Annotated in this window: 12 protein-coding genes and 1 tRNA gene; 11 read left to right on the forward strand and 2 right to left on the reverse strand. The window is 33.9% G+C overall.

Going from position 1 to position 20,303, the window contains the following annotated elements; genetic code table 11:
• Positions 1-54 precede the first annotated feature (54 nt).
• Positions 55-1,050, forward strand: coding sequence for a tRNA dihydrouridine synthase DusB (gene dusB, locus ABD935_RS07290; RefSeq protein ID WP_345191105.1), 996 nt, complete (start codon positions 55-57; stop codon positions 1,048-1,050).
• A 683-nt stretch (positions 1,051-1,733) separates the two neighbouring features.
• Here the strand turns inward: dusB and ABD935_RS07295 are convergent.
• Positions 1,734-2,939, reverse strand: a complete 1,206-nt coding sequence (locus ABD935_RS07295; RefSeq protein ID WP_345191107.1) for an ABC transporter permease — start codon at positions 2,937-2,939, stop codon at positions 1,734-1,736.
• Position 2,940: 1 nt separating this feature from the next.
• Positions 2,941-3,345 (reverse strand): 30S ribosome-binding factor RbfA, encoded by a 405-nt coding sequence (gene rbfA / locus ABD935_RS07300; RefSeq protein ID WP_345191108.1) that lies wholly within the window; start codon positions 3,343-3,345, stop codon positions 2,941-2,943.
• A gap of 167 nt (positions 3,346-3,512) precedes the next feature.
• Here rbfA and mce point away from each other — a divergent pair, with 167 nt between their 5' ends.
• The 10 genes from mce to ABD935_RS07350 all read left to right on the forward strand — a co-directional run bounded on the left by mce (position 3,513) and on the right by ABD935_RS07350 (position 20,293).
• On the forward strand, positions 3,513-3,923 hold the full coding sequence (mce, locus tag ABD935_RS07305) for a methylmalonyl-CoA epimerase (protein WP_345191110.1): 411 nt from the start codon (positions 3,513-3,515) through the stop codon (positions 3,921-3,923).
• Positions 3,924-4,125: 202 nt separating this feature from the next.
• Positions 4,126-4,199: transfer RNA gene (locus ABD935_RS07310), tRNA-Ile, on the forward strand.
• Between the two features lie 240 nt (positions 4,200-4,439).
• Positions 4,440-5,456: a GntR family transcriptional regulator gene (locus ABD935_RS07315; RefSeq protein WP_345191111.1), complete on the forward strand. Its 1,017-nt coding sequence runs from the start codon at positions 4,440-4,442 to the stop codon at positions 5,454-5,456.
• Positions 5,457-5,626: 170 nt separating this feature from the next.
• Positions 5,627-8,641: a SusC/RagA family TonB-linked outer membrane protein gene (locus ABD935_RS07320; protein WP_345191112.1), complete on the forward strand. Its 3,015-nt coding sequence runs from the start codon at positions 5,627-5,629 to the stop codon at positions 8,639-8,641.
• Between the two features lie 11 nt (positions 8,642-8,652).
• Positions 8,653-10,227 (forward strand): RagB/SusD family nutrient uptake outer membrane protein, encoded by a 1,575-nt coding sequence (locus ABD935_RS07325; RefSeq protein ID WP_345191113.1) that lies wholly within the window; start codon positions 8,653-8,655, stop codon positions 10,225-10,227.
• Between the two features lie 129 nt (positions 10,228-10,356).
• Positions 10,357-12,126 (forward strand): glycoside hydrolase family 36 protein, encoded by a 1,770-nt coding sequence (locus tag ABD935_RS07330; protein WP_345191114.1) that lies wholly within the window; start codon positions 10,357-10,359, stop codon positions 12,124-12,126.
• A gap of 6 nt (positions 12,127-12,132) precedes the next feature.
• Positions 12,133-13,788 carry a solute:sodium symporter family transporter gene (locus ABD935_RS07335; protein WP_345191115.1) on the forward strand — a complete coding sequence of 552 codons (1,656 nt, stop codon included), beginning with the start codon at positions 12,133-12,135 and terminating at the stop codon, positions 13,786-13,788.
• Positions 13,789-13,805: 17 nt separating this feature from the next.
• Positions 13,806-15,287, forward strand: a complete 1,482-nt coding sequence (gene glpK, locus ABD935_RS07340; RefSeq protein ID WP_345191117.1) for a glycerol kinase GlpK — start codon at positions 13,806-13,808, stop codon at positions 15,285-15,287.
• 10 nt (positions 15,288-15,297) lie between these two features.
• The gene (locus tag ABD935_RS07345; RefSeq protein ID WP_345191118.1) at positions 15,298-16,974 is read left to right on the forward strand and encodes a glycerol-3-phosphate dehydrogenase/oxidase; all 1,677 of its coding nucleotides are present in this window, start codon (positions 15,298-15,300) and stop codon (positions 16,972-16,974) included.
• Positions 16,975-16,990: 16 nt separating this feature from the next.
• Entirely contained in the window at positions 16,991-20,293 is a 3,303-nt protein-coding gene (locus ABD935_RS07350; protein WP_345191120.1) for a CRTAC1 family protein, read from the forward strand.
• The last annotated feature ends 10 nt before the right edge of the window (positions 20,294-20,303 follow it).

Genomic DNA, 20,303 nt, shown 5'->3' on the forward strand with positions numbered 1-20,303 from the left:
AATTTCACAGGTCTTTAAGGAAAAAAGATTAATTTTGCGACCAAATTAAAACACTTGGTAAAAATAGACAACATAGAACTTCCTGACTTTCCATTGCTTTTAGCGCCTATGGAAGATGTTAGCGACCCACCGTTTCGTGCGTTATGCAAGGAGCAAGGTGCCGATGTGGTTTATACCGAGTTTGTATCTAGCGAAGGCTTAATTCGTAACGCCGCAAAAAGCGTTATGAAACTTGATATTTATGAAAAAGAACGCCCTGTGGGCATACAAATATTTGGAGCTAATTTAGATAGTATGCTGCAAACCATAGATATTGTTTCGGCTTCTAAACCAGATATTATCGATATTAATTTTGGTTGCCCCGTAAAAAAAGTAGTGAGTAAAGGCGCAGGTGCAGGCATCTTAAAAGATGTTTGCTTGATGGAAAAACTTACTGCCGAAATGGTTAAACGCACCAACATTCCTATTACCGTAAAAACCCGTTTAGGTTGGGACCATGATTCTATAAGAATTGTTGAGGTTGCCGAGCGCCTGCAAGATGTAGGCTGTAAAGCCATAGCTATTCATGGGCGTACTAGAGCGCAAATGTATAAAGGCGATGCCGATTGGAAACCTATTGCACAAGTAAAAAACAACCCAAGAATGCATATTCCCGTTTTTGGAAATGGCGATATAACCAGCCCTGAACGTGCTATGGAAATGCGAGATGATTACGGATTAGATGGTGCCATGATTGGTCGCGCATCTATTGGAAACCCATGGTTTTTTAAACAAGTAAAACACTTTTTTGAAACTGGCGAGCATTTAGCTCCTATTTCTTTGGAAGAACGTGTGGAAGCCGCACGCCGGCATTTACAAATGGCCATTGATTGGAAAGGTGAAATTCTTGGTGTTTTTGAAACCCGACGCCATTATACCAACTACTTTAAAGGGATTCCGCATTTTAAGGAATACCGCATGAAAATGGTAACTTCAGACCATTCTAAAGATGTTTTTGCTGCTTTCGATGAAGTTCTTGAAAACTTTGCTGGACATCAGTTTACGGAGTAGGTTTTTTATACGTGATGTTTCTTGGTTTGGGTTGTCCCCTTGAGGTTAATGAGAAACAAATATTTTTTGTTTAGAAATTACCGAGGGAAGCCCTTAGGGGTGTTTTTATTGAGCTTGTTTTAAGGTGAAATTGGGTATGTATCTCCAAATACCTTTAATTAAAATTTTCCTCTTTTCATTTTGCCTTGATGCACTATTTAGTCTTAAGAATGTCTAGTAGACATTTTGACTAAATACAAAAAACAAAAAATCAAAACGATTTATTAGGAAATTGCTGCGCACCATTTGCTAATGCATTTTTAGTTTCGATTTTTTAAAAGCTTTAGAGTTTCAATCCTAGATAGAGCATTATAACAATGCTTAGAGCTCATTATTTCTGAAAACCGTTGATTCCGACTGTGTCGAAATTTCAAGTAGCATTTATATTTTAGTGTACATTTATAATTTTTTTTAGAGTGATGATTAGAGCAAATAAACTTGGTTTTTTTTTGAAAAACTAAGTTAGCGGATAATCCCGCGAGAAGGATTGCAGCGGCATCCTTTTTTGTGCTAAATGATAAGTTTGGTGTAGAAACTGATTTTAAGATATACAGAAAAAACTTGATGAGATACTGAAACAAGTTCAGCACAAGAAAGATATAGCGGAAAGCCTGTCCCGAATTTTCTTCGGGATCGCCCAAATTTTAAAACCCTTGAACCAATTTTTTTGTAATCCGGACCGATGCTATTTTTGAAGCCATAACCCCTAAAACGGAAATGGTTAAAAACACAATAAAAAAGTTTTCAAGCCTTATGGCTACTGGGTAGGCGAGTGATGGGGTTATCATAACCAAATTAAACGCTTTTTGAAGTATGGTTATTATTAGTGCTACGCCTAAACCAATAAGTCCGCCTATAACACTCATTAAACTGCCTTGAAAAAAGAAAATTTTTCGAATATCTTTTACGGTGGCTCCCATGTTAAAAAGCGTGCTTAAGCTTTGTTTTTTATCGAGTATCATCATAATTAACGAGCCAATAACATTAAAAAATGCAATGATTAAAACGAGTGTGAAAATTAAGTAAACGGCTAAATTTTCGGTGTTTAGCATTTTGTAAAGCGCATCATTTAATTGCTCTCTGTTTTTTAGAATGACTTTATCGCCTAAAATGGCTTGTATATTTGCTTTTGCTAAATCTTCATCAACATCTTTTTTAAGCCTAAACTCTATGGACGATACTTGGTTGTCTTTATAATTTAAAAGGTTTTTTGCTAAATCTATAGGCGCAAAAACATACGTATCGTTTAGTTTTTCGTTAATAAAAAATACACCTACGTTTACGGCATTAACCGTATTAAAGGCATTTTTTGTAGATGTTATTTGTCCTTTTCCGGGTTTTGGGACATAGATTTTTATAGCTTTCGTGTAATCTAAAACGCCAAATGACAGGTTATTTGAAATGCCCCAACCTGCTACTATCTGATTTGATTTTTGGTCAAGCCAACTGCCATAATCTATAACGGAATCTATATTAACCACGCTTTGAAAATGTTCGTCGACACCTTTTATGGTTGCCAAAGTATTTTTGTCTTCAGAAGAAATGATAATACGTTCTTCTATAACCTTTGAATAGGTGGCAATATCATCTAAATCATTGAGCTTGTTAATATCATTTTCTGTTAGAAAAAATGATTTTCCTGTAGCGGTTTCAGCCTTTAAATCGGGGTCTATTTCGCTTGAAAACAGAAGTGTAAAATCTTTTAAACCCGCAAAACCAGAAAGCACGATGAACAACGATGCTGCTCCCAAAATAACACCAATAATAGCAATATATGTTATAAAATTAATAGCATTATTAGTGCTTTTAGAGCGTAAATAACGTTTTGCTATATAGAGAGGGAAGCTCAATCTAAGATTTTTTTCTTTTATCTAAAATGGTAGGGTCTTTAATAGGGTTTTCTTTTCCTTTTAGAGATTTTTCAATTTGGTCTATATACTCTAAAGAATCGTCTATAAAAAACTCTAAATTAGGCATACGTCTTAATTGGTGTTTGGTACGTTGTGCCAATTCATGACGAATTAATGGCGTGTTGGATTTTATACCCTCAAGAAGTTCTTTAGCTTTATCATTAGGGAAAATACTCAAATAGACCTTAGCAACACCTAAATCTACAGTTACTTTTACTTTAGAAACCGATATTAAAACACCACGCATACCGCCTTGTGTGGCAGCACCTTGAAGGACTTCAACTAAATCTTGTTGTAAAACAGTTCCTATTTTTTTTTGTCTTTGACTTTCCTCTATATCACTCATTTGTAAATACCTATTAAAGGTTTAGGATGCAAAAATAACGGATATTTAAAGATTATGTTACTTTTAGCGTGCTATTTTCGTATTTTGATATGGAAATTGAGTTAATTTGAAAAGATTTCCTCCCGATAGCTATCGGGATTCGAGGAAATGAAAAAATATAATTTCCAATGAATAAAATTGAACATATTGGTATTGCGGTAAAAAACCTTAAGGACTCTAATGAGTTGTTTTCTAAGCTTTTTGGAGAACCCCATTATAAAACAGAAGAAGTTAAAAGCGAAGGTGTTAACACCTCTTTTTTTAAAGTAGGCGGTAATAAAATAGAATTATTAGAAGCCACAAAAGAGGATAGCCCGATTGCTAAGTTTTTAGAAAAAAAAGGCGAAGGCATTCATCATATAGCTTTTGATGTAGATGATATTGAAGCAGAAATAAAGCGTCTTAAAAAAGAGGGTTTTAAAGTTTTAAATGAAACACCAAAATGTGGTGCAGACAATAAGTTAGTGGCTTTTTTACATCCAAAATCTTCAAATGGCGTTTTAATTGAGTTATGCCAAGACATACCAAATAAACATTAAAATAATCGATTAAATTCGTTTCTATTTCCCTGATATTTCAATATAAAATAAAAGCATAACTAAGGCTATGCTTATATTTTCTATTTTATCTAAAGAAAATACAATTCGAATTTACTATCAATCATTTCAAAATTCATTTGGTATAAAGGAATAATTTTCTTGCTAACAATTAAAATAAGTAGTAATATTGCACTCCAATTTCGGTCCTATAGCTCAGTTGGTTAGAGCACCTGACTCATAATCAGGTGGTCCATGGTTCGAGTCCATGTGGGACCACTTTTAGAAATTGTAAAGCCTTACAGCAATGTGAGGCTTTTTTTTGTATAATTAATAGGATGGACCATTAGCAGATTATAAACCCTTATATAATATACATACAGATTTAGCTAAACACAGGAGTTAGATCTGTTTTTAGCTTAAAATCTTGAAAAACTATCGATTCTTCAATCTTTTATTTACTTTTGATTCAAGACAAAAATATACGAGTTAATTATAAAGCCCCAGAAATATTAAATTATGAAATTTTTATTTGAAAAAATAAATGATTTAAAACAAATTAAGCCGCTAACTAAACACGAACAGTTAGTGAATGCAATAATTAGCAAAATTGAATCTAAAGAATTAAAAAAAGGAGATCGTTTACCTTCAATAAATAAAATGGTAGCTGAAGTTGGGTTTGCTCGTAAAACTATTGTTAAAGCCTATGAAGATTTAAAAGGCAGAGGTTTAGTAGAATCTAAAAACTTTAAGGGCTATTATATTGCAGATGTTAATACCAAAACAAAGCTAAGAGTTGCTCTTGTGCTTTATGCTTTTCATACTTTCCAAGAAGATTTCTATAATACGTTTAGAGAAGAACTAGGTAAAAAGTACATTATTAACGTATTTTTTCATCACAATAATTTAGATATATTTAAAGATATTCTTACTAGAATCTCTGGCAGATATGGTATGTATGTTATAGCTCCAATACAAACTCCCGAAGTTAGTGTATTATTAAAAAAAATCCCTTCTGAAAAATTGTTGGTTGTCGATAGGCATATTCCTCTACCAAAAGATTACTCATATATAACCCAAGAATTTGAAAGCTCAACTTACGAGCAATTAAAAAAATTGCTTCCAGAAATAAATAAATACAAGCAATTCGTTTTATTCTTTAAAAACGATTCTGATTATCCAATTGGTATATTAAATGCCTTTAATAAATTTATTAAAGAATTCAATATCAACGCAAAAGTAGAAGCCCAATATAAAACGGGCAGTATAAAAAAAGACAGGCTATACTTTTTTATTAATGATAGTGATTTATGGGAAGTTCTGAAAGATAGTAAACCTAAAAATTATATCATAGGAAAAGATATAGGTTTATTGGCCCATAACGATAATGCCATTAAAGAAATCATATTTGGAGGCATTACAACTATTTCTATCGACTTTAAAAAAATGGCTAAAGAATCTGCTAATTACATAAAATTAAAAGAACCTGTCCGAAAAATAATTCCCTCACAGCTTATTCAAAGAAAGTCATTATAGCAGTAAAATAGGCTATTTTAAAAATAATTCATAAAAGTCCACACGTATTTTTGCATATTTATTGTTTTTGTGAAAAAAAAGTATATATTTGCAAAGTAGCATAGAGTAGCATACTTAATATTAAAAGTAGCATACTGTATCACAAATAAAACTAACTTAATTATTAACTTATGAAAAAAAACGTACTAAGACTATTGTTTTGCTTAGTCTTTTCCCTATCTGGGATTAATGCTATTGCTCAAACATCAACTGTATCAGGAACAGTTACAGATGGTGAATTTCCGCTTCCTGGGGTAAACATCATTGTTAAAAACACCAGCAATGGTTCAACAACAGATTTTGACGGAAACTATTCCTTGAACGATGTTAGTTCAACTGACATTATTGTTTTTAGCTATGTAGGCTATAAAACGCAGGAAGTTACTATTGGAAATCAAACCACTATAAATGTGGTATTAGTTGAAGATGCTGCTTCTTTAGACGAAGTAGTTATTGTAGGTTATGGTACCTCTAACAAAAGAGAACTTACGGGTTCTGTTGGTACTATAAAAGGCGACGCTATTGCAACAACTGTAGCTGGTAACCCTACCTCGGCACTACAAGGAAAACTAACTGGTATTCAGGTAGAAAACCCAGGAGGTAAACCTGGAGCTAAAGGAAACGTTTTTATTAGAGGGGTAAACTCTTTAAGTAACGCAGATCCATTATATATTGTTGATGGTTTGTTTGTTGATGATATGAGTTATGTTAATCCACAAGATATTGAAAACATCTCTGTACTTAAAGATGCTGCTGCTGCTGCAATTTATGGTTCTAGAGCTGCTAATGGTGTGGTTTTAATTAAAACAAATCACGGTAGAAAAAATAGAGATTTAGAAGTTACTTTCAACTCTAGAATAGGTTTTGATACACCAAGTAAAAAACTGGATTTTATAAACGGGCAACAATACACCGATTATTTAAATCAACGTTTTGCAAACGATGGAAGTTCTTCAAATGTTTCGTTTAATGGCGTGAATACCGATTGGCAAGATGAAAATTTACAAAGCGGAATTATTGAAGATTACGGATTATCTATATCTGGTGGTGGTGAAAAATCATCTTTCTTTTCTTCAATAAACTATTTTAATCAAGATGGTATATTAGTAGGTTCTGGATTTAAAAGATTAAATGCAAGGTTTAATAGCAGCCATGAATTTGGTAAATTCAAATTAACTCAATCTTTAGGTTTGGCAGAAGGGAAATTACAAGAGAACAACTGGTATGGCTTTGATGGTACTACTGCTCCAACAGTGGCTTTAAGAAATGCTGCTAACGATGGTGGCTTTGAAGCGCCTTCAGCTGATATACACGGTCCTGGAGGTGTTAACCAATTTGCATTGGCGTCTTTAGAAGACAATTTAGAAACTACACGCACACTTTTTGCAAGTTTAAAATTAGATTATGAAATTACTGAAGAATTAACAGCTGCTATTAATTTAGGTGTTGATTATACAACTCAAAAACGCTTTCAATTCACACCAACATACTTTATGAGCACTGTTGATGCTGTAAGAAACGTGAATGATTTAAATGATCTTACTGAATTTAATCAAGAAGACGTTAATCTATTATTTGAACCAACGTTATCTTATAATAAAACGTTTGATGATGTTCATAAGGTATCAGCAGTAGTTGGTTATACGCGCTTTATTGAAAATCAAAATAGTAGCGGTATTTACGGTCAAGGTACGCCGGCAAACAGCATTAGAGTCGTTGGTGCTTTACCTTCAAACGATCAAAATATATTATTAGGTCAAGATAGTGAAGCAGGTTTGATATCTTATTTTGGAAGATTAAACTATAATTATAATGATAAATATTTATTTTCTGGAACGTTAAGACGTGATGCCTCTTCTAGATTTGCAAAAGCGAATCAAGTAGGTTACTTCCCAGCGGTTTCTGCAGGATGGAATATTTCAAACGAAGATTTCTGGAAATCTGAAACTATCAATTTCTTCAAATTAAGAGTGTCTTATGGTGAATTAGGATCTTATCCTGATGTGTTTTATCCAACACAAGCAGTGTTTCTAGCCAACCAATCTAACACAAGTTTTGGTGGCGGAACTGCTAATGGTTTAGCACAAACAACTTTAGCTGATGAGAATCTAGTTTGGGAAACCACAAAAACATTCGATATTGGTGTTGATATGTCTTTACTAAATAGTGCGCTTACACTTTCAGCAGATTATTATTCAAAAGATGTTGAAGATGCTCTAGTTCCAATTAGTATTCCTTCAACGGCAGGGGTAAGTTTACCTGTAACTAGAAATGCGGGTACATTGGTAAACAATGGTTTTGAATTTGATGTAACGTACAGAAAATCTGAAGGCGACTTCACTTATAGCGTAGGTACAAACTTTTCGTTCAACCTTAAAAATGAAGCAAAAGATATTCCTGCAACTATATTAGGTCCTGGAATTGATGAAGATTTACGTGTAGTTAATAGAACTGAAGCTAACGGTCCTGTAGGCGCATTTTACGGTTACATTGTTGAAGATAAAGTTGACCCTGCAACAGGAGATTTTATTAGAGTAGATACAGATGGTGTTGCTGGTATAACATCTGACGATCAAACTATTATTGGTAATCCAACTCCAGACTTTACTTATGGTCTTAATTTCAACGGGAAATACAAAAAATTCGATATTGCTTTAAATTTCAATGGGGTTTCTGGTAATGAAATTTATAACTTAAGTAGATATTACAATATCTTATGGCAAGATGGTGGTAAACTAACAGATGTTTTAAATTCTTGGACACCTAGTAATACAGATACTAGCATTCCTAGAGCTTCTGTTGATGACTCTGCAGGAAATAAAGAACCATCTTCATTCTTTGTAGAAAACGGATCTTACTTCAGACTTAAAAACATGGAAATTGGTTACAATTTTGGTGAAGATGCCCTTGGTGTAGATTGGATTAAAAGCGTAAGGTTATCATTAAACGTTCAAAACGTTTTTGTAATTACTGAATATACAGGTTACGATCCAGATGTGGCATCAACAAATAGCGGTAGAGCCAATATTAACTCTGGTGTACCAGGCGTAAGATCAGATGTAAACCCTTTACTGGGTAGAGGGTTAGACCAAAGAGCATATCCAAATGCAAGAACATTCATGTTAGGTTTACAAGCTAAGTTTTAAAAATATAGAATATGAAAAATTTAATAAAAATAAAGTCCTCTTTAGGCATAATAGCGACAACGTTATTAATGACAATTGGTGTTGCTTGTTCTGATGATATTTTAGATCAGAATAACAACAATGCTACTTCAACAGCAAACTTTGGTACTTCTGTCGAGCAAGTAGAATCTGCAATAAATGGTGCCTTTCACCCAATAACAGGAACTTTTTTCTGGGGTAGAATTGTGCATACAGGCGCCATGTTACGTTCAGATGAATTCAACGTATTTCCATTTGGTTCTAATACGGCAATGTCAACCTTTCAAGGAAACCCGGGAGATCGTTGGGCAACAGAGCCTTGGCAAGAGCTTTACAAATCGATTGCTAGATGTAACAACATCATTATTAATGTTACTGAAGAAGGTATTTCAGATACAACAACTAGAGAAAATTTAGTTGGTCAAGCTTATTTTTTAAGAGCTTTTGATTATTGGTACTTAGCAAACTTATATGGTAATGTACCGTTAATTACAGACTTACCAGATTTAGATAATCTGTTGGTAAAGCAAGTAAACACTGATGCCGTTTGGAAGCAAATCATCTCAGATTTAGAAATGGCCGAAAGCATGTTACCTGAAAACTGGACAGGAGACAATTTAGGAAGACCTACATCTGGTGCTGCAACAGCTCTAAAAGGAAAAAGTTATTTATTCATGAAAGAATATGGGCTTGCAGCTACAGCCTTAAACAGTTTAGTGGGTAAATATAGTTTATTGCCAGCTGCTCAATTTGGAGATAACTTTACAACGACCAACGAAAATAATAGTGAATCGGTATTCGAATTGCAATTTTTAGGGCAAGATACATTTGTATGGGGGTCTGATATCCCTGGTACTGGAAGTATGGGGAATTTCCATATTGATTATGCACCACCTTCTAAATCACCTGATAGAAGTCATGTTGTAAACCCTTGGTTAAAAGATTTATTTGAAGCTAACGGAGATACGGCACGTAGAAATGAAACATTAGTTTATGATTATCCTGGTGCTACTGGATATGGAGGTGTTGCATTTGCAACAGATATGGTTGATGATATTATTGCGGCTAATGATGCTGGAGTTGAGCCTATTTTTTCAAGAAAATATTCTGGAATGGATTTAGGAGAAAGAGATGCAGTTGACTTTCTAGGAACTAACGTAGGTAACAACTGGAGAATAATTCGTTATGCTGATGTGTTGCTAATGTTAGCAGAAGCCTTAAATGAAGATGGTAGTACTGCTGAGGCTATACCTCATTTCGATGAGGTTAGAGATAGAGCAGGATTATCATTAATTGCAGATACAAATCCAACAATAAGCCAAGCCGATATGCGTCAAGCAATTATCGAAGAGCGCGCTATGGAATTAGCAGGTGAAGGACACCGTTTCTTTGATTTGGTACGTTGGGGACTTGCTGATGATTATATGGGAGCAACGTCTTTACATGGTGCTCATCCAAAATCTTTAAGTGGTGGATCTTTTGAAAACGGAAAACATGAATTAATATGGATTCCAAACTCTGAAAGAGATGCAAATCCAACCCTTGACCAAAATCCTGGTTATGAATAAAATATTTGATTTAGTTTAGTTTGATTGAATAAAGGCCGAGTTTTTAGTTTGACTCGGCTTTTACTCAAATCAATTGTGCAAAGTATATTTCAAAAAACATGACATTAATTATCAATTTCTATTAGTAACATGACACAAACTGTCGATACTATATCCAAAAAAGACATCACTATAAAAAGTGGGTGTAATAATTTTAAAACTGAAATAATTACTGTTTCTGAAAATTCGAATGTATCCATATTTAACATTCAAATCACTTCTGATACACCAAAAAAACCTGAACCATTAACGCTTAAATGGAAGATTCCTGCACATAATGTAAAAGGTGTTTGGAAACCAACAACAGATTTTGCTAAACGTATTCAAGCAGATTGGGAACTAGATCACATGGAATCTAGAGTCTCAATTGATGCGCCAGTTATTAGTTTGTTTGGTCATGATGATAGTAATCGTCATACGTTTGCCTGTTCTAATGCCATTAATAAGTTAGAACTTAATGCCGAAATTAGAGAAGAAGATGATTTTTTCTACTGCCATGTTACTTTGTTTTTAGAACAACACTCTAAAATAGACAATTACAACATTCAGTTAAGAATCGATGAAGGCGAAAAACACTTTTCTGAAGCATTAAAAGAAGTATCAAAATGGTGGGAGACTTTTGATAATTTAAAACCAACTTCTGTTCCAGATATTGCACTAGCACCATTATATTCTACTTGGTACAATTTTCATCAAACTTTAGAAGAAAATGTTTTAATTGAAGAATGTAAAACAGCTTACAGCTTAGGTTATAGAGCTATTATTATAGATGACGGCTGGCAAACCAATGACGGTAATAGAGGTTATGATTTTACAGGCGATTGGGAACCAGAACGTTTAAATAAAACCAAAGCATTTGTTGAAGATATTCATGCTACAGGTATGAAAATTGGTTTTTGGTATTCAGTACCTTTCTGCGGAAAAAAATCAAAGGCATATAAGCGTTTTAAAGGAAAATTTTTAACCGAAAACCATCGTTGGGCACCTGTTTTTGACCCACGTTATCCTGAAGTTAGGCAATACCTTATCAATATTTATAAAAATGCAATAGTTGATTGGGATTTAGATGGTTTTAAACTCGATTTTATTGATGATTTCAGATTGTATGGTGACACACCAGAAGCTAATGATGACATGGATTTTATTTCCATTAATGCAGCCGTTGATAGATTATTAACAGACGTCATTACAACTCTAAAAAATATTAACCCTGAAGTTTTTATAGAATTCAGACAAAAATATGTTGGTCCTGCCATGAGAAAATATGGTAATATGTTCAGAGCATTTGATTGTCCTGGAGATGCTACTATGAACCGTGTTCGAATTGCAGATATTAGAATGTTAGCTGGAAATACCGCTGTTCATTCTGATATGATTACTTGGCATAATGATGAAGATTTAGAAGTAGCTGCTTTACAAATGGTAAACACGCTTTTTGGTGTGCCTCAAATTTCAGTGGTTCTTAAAGACATTCCTAAAGACCATTTAGAAATGGTGAAGTTTTACACAGAATATTGGAATTCAAACAAAAAATTAATCACTCAAGGACATTTTACACCTTATAGACCCTTAGCCAATTATCCTATTCAAAAAGTGAGCAATGATGAAAAACTGCTTATTGGTTTACATGATGACCATGTTGCTCAACTTGATAAATCATTTGATAGTATTGATATTCTAAATGCAAAATTATCAAACAGTGTTATAATTAAAACTGATGCGGATTTTGGAAGCTATAATTGCCGTATATTCAAATGCAAAGGAGATTTAGTAAAGGAAATAAATATAAAATTAAACAAAGGTATTATTGAAATTAATGTCCCAGTATGCGGTTTAGTTCAACTAACTTTAAACAAATAACAACTTATGGATACGCTATCAATTGTTTCATTTCTTGGATTCACCTTATTGGTAGCCTTTATTGCGTGGTATGCAACCCGCAAGACTGATGAAAATTCAGCCGATGGTTATTACCTTGGAGGCAGAAGTCTTGGCGCAATAACCATTGCAGGCTCTTTGCTTTTAACTAACCTTTCTGCAGAACAAATTGTTGGACTTAACGGACAGTCGTTTGCACAAGGCGTTTTGGTAATGGCTTGGGAAACATTAGCTGCTATTTCTATGATAGTTACAGCCATTTATTTGTTGCCAAAATATATGCGTTCGGGAATTACTACCATACCAGAGTTTGTTCAGGAACGTTTTGATGCACAAACAAAATCTATATTATCCATTCTCTTTTTAGTGGCATTTGGTATCGTATTGCTACCAACCATTTTATATTCAGGTTCTTTAGCATTTAGCACCATGTTCGATTTATCTGAAACCTTAGGAATATCACAATCTGTAGTTATTTGGATATGCGTTTGGTCTATAGGTATTATTGGTTCTATTTATGCCATTTTTGGTGGACTCAAAGCTGTAGCTGTTTCAGATTTGGTAAACGCCATTGGACTATTAATTGGGGGGCTTTTAATTCCGGTTTTTGGCTTGATGCTTATTGGAGACGGTAGTGTTTCAGATGGTTTAAGTGAATTATGGACAGAAAACCCCGAAAAATTTAATGCTAAAGGCGAGATAGACTCTTTTATACCGTTCAGCACGATTTTCACAGGAATGATGATTGCCCAAATGTATTATTGGGGCACAAATCAGTCTATTTTACAACGTGTATTTGGTGCTAAAAGTTTAGCCGATGGGCAAAAAGGAATGATATTGGCAGGATTTGTAAAATTCTTAATCCCTATAATTGTAGTACTACCAGGTGTTATTGCGTGGCATGTTTTTGGGAATGATTTGAAAAATGCAGACCAAGCATACCCTGCTTTGGTTAGAAAAGTATTGCCAGGGGCATTCTTAGGATTTTTTGCCGCTGTGTTATTTGGAGCAATTTTAAGTTCTTTTAATAGTTTATTAAATAGCAGTTCAACGCTATTTGGAGTCGATTTATATCGTCAATATTTCAATAAAAATGCTTCCGAACTCAAAATGGTAAAAGCCGGAAAGGTATTTGGTCTTTTACTCGCATTGATTTCTATGAGTATCGCACCATTTATTGCAAACGCTCCAGATGGTTTATTTTCATACATTCAAGAATCTTTAGGTAGTTTAAGTGTGCCAATTTTAGCAGTTGTTGCTGTTGGTATGGCAACCAAAAATGTGCCAGCTTTGGGCGCAAAAATTGTATTAACCGTTGGCGTAATGATGTATTTAATAAGTCAGTTTGTACTTAGTCCGCATTTTGTGGACGCCGCTTTAGCAGAAGCTGCTGCAAACGGCATTACAGATGCTAAGGAGCTGAGCATTATAAAAGCAAAAGCATATCCACATTTCTTACATATTATGGGTATTTTATTCGTAATTAATGTAGGGTTCATGTTAATAATGGGTAATCTCTTCCCTAATAAAAATGTGTACACTCCTAAAATTACAGACGAAATTGATATTACACCTTGGAAGTATGCCAAAGTAGTTGGTGTAGCTATTACTATTTTAGTATTAAGCACCTATTTAATTTTTTAAATTGAAAACTGCAAAACATGAACAAAAAATATGTTATAGCCTTCGATCAAGGTACTACAAGCACTAGAACCATTGTTTTTGATGAAAAAGGTGCAATCGTTTCAATTTCACAAAAAGAATTAAAGCAATATTATCCGCAACCTGGATGGGTAGAACATGATGCTTTAGAAATATATAACGACCAATTAGAGACTTTTAACCAAGCGGTTTCAGATTCAGGAATTAATCCAAAAGACATTGCGGCAATTGGCATTACTAACCAAAGAGAAACCACCGTTGTTTGGGATAGAGAAACAGGAAAACCCATTCATAAAGCTATTGTTTGGTTAGATAAACGAACCACTGATATCTGTAAAAATATAGAAGACAAAGGGCTTTCAAATTATATCAAAAAGAACACAGGATTAGTCATAGATTCTTATTTTTCTGGCACCAAATTAAAATGGATTTTAGATTATGTTAAAGGGGCGCAAGACAAAGCAGAAGCTGGTCAATTAATGTTCGGCACCATTGATTCTTGGCTAATTTATAAATTCACAAACGGAAAAAAACATGTTACCGACCATACCAATGCATCGCGTACCATGATTTATAATATCAAAAAATTAGATTGGGATAAAAAATTATTAAACGAATTAAACATCCCCCAATCTTTATTACCAAAAGTTCAAACGTCATCTTCAGATTTTGGAACTATAGATTATAAAGGGAATAAAATTCCAATTTATGGTGTTGCTGGCGACCAACAATCGGCGTTATTTGGGCAAGGCGGATTTGAAGCAGGTATTGCAAAAAGCACTTTTGGTACAGGTTGTTTCATTCTTTTAAATACAGGAACAAAGCAAGTGAAATCTAAAAAAGGATTGCTTACAACACTTACCTGTAGCTTAGATTCTGAACCAATAAATTATGCTTTAGAAGGCAGTGTTTTTGCAGGAGGTGCTTCCATTCAATGGCTTAGAGACCGCATGAAAATTATAGAAAATGTTAGTGATACAGAAGCCATTTGCAATAGCATTCCACCATTAAAAAACGTGTATGTAGTGCCCGCTTTTGCTGGTTTGGGCGCTCCACATTGGGACGGCAAAGCAAAAGGTAGTATTTACGGCATGACGCTAGATACAGGACGAGAAGAACTTATTAAAGCAACTGTTGAAGCCTTAGCATATCAAACCAAAGATGTTATTGGCGCTATGGAAAAGGATAGCAATAAAAAAATGGTAACTTTAAAAGTAGATGGAGGTGCAAGCACAAACAACTACTTGATGCAATTTCAATCAGATTTGTTAAATGTAGAAGTTGACAGACCTAAAATGATTGAAGTTACCGCTTTTGGAGCGGCACTATTAGCAGGTATAAAAGCAGGGATTTGGACAAAAAAGGACATTGCACAAATAAGAGAAATAGATACTGTTTTTACTCCCAAAATGGATAAGAAAACAAGAAAAAATAAATATAAAGGCTGGAAAAAAGCTATTAAACGAACAAAAAGAAAGTAAGATGTTGGAGATGGAAAAAACCATAGAATTTTCAGTTTTAAATAGAACGGCTCAAATCGAAAAATTACAAAGTACAAAATTTGATTTAGCCATTATTGGTGGTGGTGTTACAGGGGCAGGAATAGCTTTAGATGCAGCTTCTCGTGGTTTAAAAGTTTGTCTTGTAGAAAAAAATGATTTTGCCTCAGGCACCAGTAATAAATCTACAAAATTAATTCATGGTGGATTACGTTACCTCAAACAATTTGAAATTGGTTTAGTACGCGAATCAGGTTCTGAGCGTGCCATAGTTCATAAATTAGCTCCACATTTAGTCATTCCTGAAAAAATGTTATTGCCTTTAGTTGAAGGCGGTACTTATGGAAAAATGATGACCTCCATCGGACTGAAAGTTTACGACTTTTTAGCTGATGTGAAAGGCGATGACAGACGCCGCATGCTGAATAAAGAAGAAACTTTAGAGAAAGAATCTTTACTTAATAAAGATGCCGTTTTAGGCAGCGGTCTTTATGCAGAATATAGAACAGATGATGCTCGATTGACTATCGAAATATTAAAAAAAGCAGCATCTTTTGGAGCAACCATCATTAATTATTGCAAAATGGAATCATTTAATTACAATGATGATTCTAAAATTAAAAGTCTGAATTGTATAGATGGAAATACAGGAAATACGGTTAAAATAAAAGCAAGGAATTATGTGTCTGCTGCTGGTCCTTGGGTGGATAAATTACGTGCCAAAGACCATTCCATGAACAATAAATATTTACATTTAACCAAAGGCGTTCATATAGTATTTCCGTTTAAAAAACTACCCGTAAAGCAACCGCTTTATTTTGATGTGCCTGATGGTAGAATGATTTTCGCCATTCCAAGAGGTCGCGCCACATATGTTGGTACTACCGATACAAATTATTCAGGAAATTTAGACCGTGTTGTTGCCACTAAAGACGATGCTGAATATTTATTAAATGCCATAAATGCTACATTTCCAGACGTTAATTTATCTATTAATGATATTGAATCTAACTGGGCAGGCTTAAGACCATTAATCCATGAAGAAGATAAAGACCCTTCTGAATTATCAAGAAAAGATGAATTGTTTATTTCTGAAAGCGGATTGATTTCTATAGCTGGAGGAAAACTTACAGGGTATCGTAGAATGGCAGACCGTGTGATTGAAGCGGTTTTAAAAACCATGAAGAGTAAGCAAAAAAAAGACTTAAAAAAGTCTGAAACAGAAAAAATTCCTTTGGTTAGCCCTTCACTTGAAAATTCACATAACGTAGAAATTTATCAAAAAGAATTAGAAATAAAACTTCTAGAATTGGATATTTCAGATGCTTATCATGCTTGGTATTTGTGCACAACCTATGGTAAACAATCGGATATTATTATCGATAAATCAAAAACATTCGATAATAAAGATGCTTTAGAACGATTAATTAGAGCCGAACTTTGGTACGGTATGCATCACGAAATGACTAATAGTTTAACAGATTTTTTTGTGCGCAGAACGGGTCGATTGTACTTTAATATCCCTAGTGTGAAAAAGTATATGAAAATCATTTCCGATGATTGTGCAAATTATTTAAATTGGGATTCCAAACGTATCGCTTCAGAAGTAGAAAATCTAGAACTATTTTTACAAGATGCATCAACATATTACAACGAAGAATTTGAATAAAATCCATATTGGTAACATGAAAAATAGAACGTTAAAACTAGTAACTTGTTTATTTGTATTGATACTTTTTTTTAATTGTGAAAAAGAAGGGGGGACAACTTCGTCAAAACAAATTTTTGAAACTCTTGATGCTTCAATTTCTAGGATAAATTTTTCAAACACACTTACTGAAAACGATAGCTTAAATTACTTTACCTATTCTTATTTATACATGGGCGGTGGTGTTGCTGTTGGCGATATCAATAACGATGGCTTAAAAGATGTTTTCTTCACAGGAAACCAAGTATCTAATAAATTATACTTAAACAAAGGCAATCTTAAATTTGAAGATATTACTGAAAAGGCAGGTATTTCAGGAGATAAAAGATGGTATACCGGAGTAACCATGGGAGATGTAAATGCTGATGGTTTTTTGGATATTTATTGTTCTGTGGCAGGAAAATCTGGCCCTAAAGAAAATCAATTATTCATCAACAATCAAGATGGAACGTTTTCTGAAAAAGCTCAAGAATACGGTTTAGCAGATATTGGAAATAGCGTGCAAGCTACTTTTTTTGATTATGATAAAGATGGGGATTTAGATGTGTATGTAGCCAACTATCCCATTACAAAATTCAATGCTTCGGTTTATGTTTATGAGCAAAAAATGAAAACTGTAAGCAACGTTGAAACTGACCATTTATATAGAAATGATGGCTCTAGTTTTGTAGATGTTACAGATGAATCTGGTGTTAAAAGTTTTGGCTTAACCTTAAGTGCCACCGTTGGCGATTTGAATAATGACTCCTGGCCAGATCTTTATATTTCAAACGACTTCGCTTCTCCTGATTATTTATATATGAACAATCAAGATGGTACGTTTAGAGAAGTTATAAAAGAAGCAACGTCGCATACGGCTTTTTATGGTATGGGTGTTGATATTTCTGACTTTAATAATGATGGAAACTTAGATGTTTTTCAAGTAGATATGGACGCCAAAACCAACAGGCGCAAAAAAGCAAATATGGCAGGTATGAACCCTGATTTGTTTTGGGGTGTTGTAGATGCTGGTTTTCATTACCAATACATGCAGAATTGTTTGCAGATGAATACGGGAGTTTTCGAGGAAGGAAATCCATTTTTCTCAAATGTGTCCAGAATTACAGGCGTGTCGTCCACAGACTGGAGCTGGGGGCCACTTTTTGCCGATTTTGATAATGATGGGTTAAAGGACTTATTCGTTTCCAACGGGACACGTCGTGAAGTTAACAATCGCGATTTTTTCAATCAAATTGATGATGCATTTACTATTGATAGTGACAAAACTTTAGAGATGAGCTTAAAAATTCCTTCAGAGCGCATTGATAATTTCATTTATAAAAACAACGGAAATTTAAACTTTAAACAAGCCAATAATGATTGGGGAATCGAGTTTAAAGGTTTTTCAAATGGTGTAGCTTACGCCGATTTAGATAATGATGGTGATTTAGAAATCATCACAAATAATATTGACGATAAAGCTTCAGTTTTTCAAAACAACAGTTCAGAAACTAATAATTATATCACTATAAATTTTGAAGGTGTTTCTAATAATAAATTAGGTTTAGGAAATCGTGTTTTTATCACTGCAAATGGAGAAATACAAATGCAGGAGTTGACTCTAACACGTGGTTTCCAATCTTCTGTAGCTCCAGAATTGCACTTCGGTTTAGGTCAATCTGAAAAAATTGATGAATTAAAAGTCGTTTGGACAGATGGTAAAATAGAGACTAAATCTAATATTTTTGTTAACCAAAAAATCACTTTAAAACATACCGATGCTAGTCAAGAAAATGAAATTATTAATCAAAAAAAATCATTATTTGATTCGAATATAATAGATGTTTTTCCTCAGCACAAACACGACGAAAACACTTTTGATGATTTTAAATACCAAGTATTACTGCCTCATAAAATGTCAACCTTTGGTCCAGCACTTACGGTAGGCGATTTAAACAACGATGGACTGGATGATTACTTTGTTGGAGGTGCGTTTAACAGGATAGGAAGTTTGTTTTTTCAGACTGAAAATGGATTTGAAAAGCAAGAAAGCATCTTCCTAGAAGATGATAAACTTAGTGAAGACGTTGGAGCATTAATTTTTGATGCTGATAATGATGGCGACAACGATTTGTATGTAGTTAGTGGTGGTTATGAGTTTTCACCTAAATCTAAAATGCTTCAAGACAGACTTTATGTGAATGATGGTTCAGGAAACTTCACAAAATCAAGCACACTTCCTGAAATGATTACAAGTGGTTCAAAGGTCTATAATCTTGATTTTAACAAAGATGGAAAACAAGATTTACTGGTTTTAGGCAGGCAAGTTCCTGGAAATTATCCTGCTCCTGCTAATACGTATTTATTAGAAAACAAAACTGAAAACGGTGTTGTGAAATTTGAAGATGCTACTATTGCTTCCGCGGAAGCGTTTAAAAATTTAGGAATGGCTACGGCAGCAATTGTAACCGATTTTAATAATGATAATGCAGAAGATATCATCATTGTAGGTGAATGGATGCCCATTCGAGTTTTTAAAAATACAAATGGAATTTTCATTGAAGTTTCAGAAGACCTGGGACTTAATAAAGACACTACAGGTTGGTGGTGGAGTATTAATCAGGGTGATTTTGATGGCGATGGTGATATGGACTATATAGTTGGAAATAACGGTTTAAATTATAAATACAAAGCAACAGAAGATGAAACTTTTGATATTTATGTAAATGATTTTGATAACGACAACAAAAAAGATATTGTATTAAGTTATTACAATGAAGGCAAGCAATATCCAGTTCGAGGCCGTGAATGTTCATCGCAGCAAATTCCAGAGATTAAAGAAAAATTCAAAAACTATGAGACATTTTCTAATGCCACACTTGTTGATGTTTACGAAAAGGAGGCTCTAGAATCTGCTATTCACTATCAAGTAAAATCTTTTGCTAGTGTTTATTTAGAAAATAAAGACGGAAAATTTATTAGTCATGAATTACCCGTAGAAGCACAAATTTCTAGTATCAATACAATATTAGTAGATGATTACGATAACGATGGGATCCTCGATGCTTTAATAGCAGGAAATTTATTTTCTTCTGAAGTAGAGACTCCAAGAAACGATGCAGGGTATGGGTTGTTTTTAAAGGGAAATAATATTGGAAATTTTAAAGCTATTGAATCTTCAGAAAGCGGGTTTTTTACACGTGGTGATGTAAAAGATTTAAAGCCTATCTCTGTTGATGGTAAAAATTACATTATAGCTGGAAAAAATAACGATTCACTTCAGTTTATTAAATTTGATTAAAAAAGAAGCA

Source organism: Algibacter agarivorans, from assembly GCF_039543245.1.
Taxonomy (GTDB): Bacteria; Bacteroidota; Bacteroidia; order Flavobacteriales; family Flavobacteriaceae; genus Algibacter_G; species Algibacter_G agarivorans.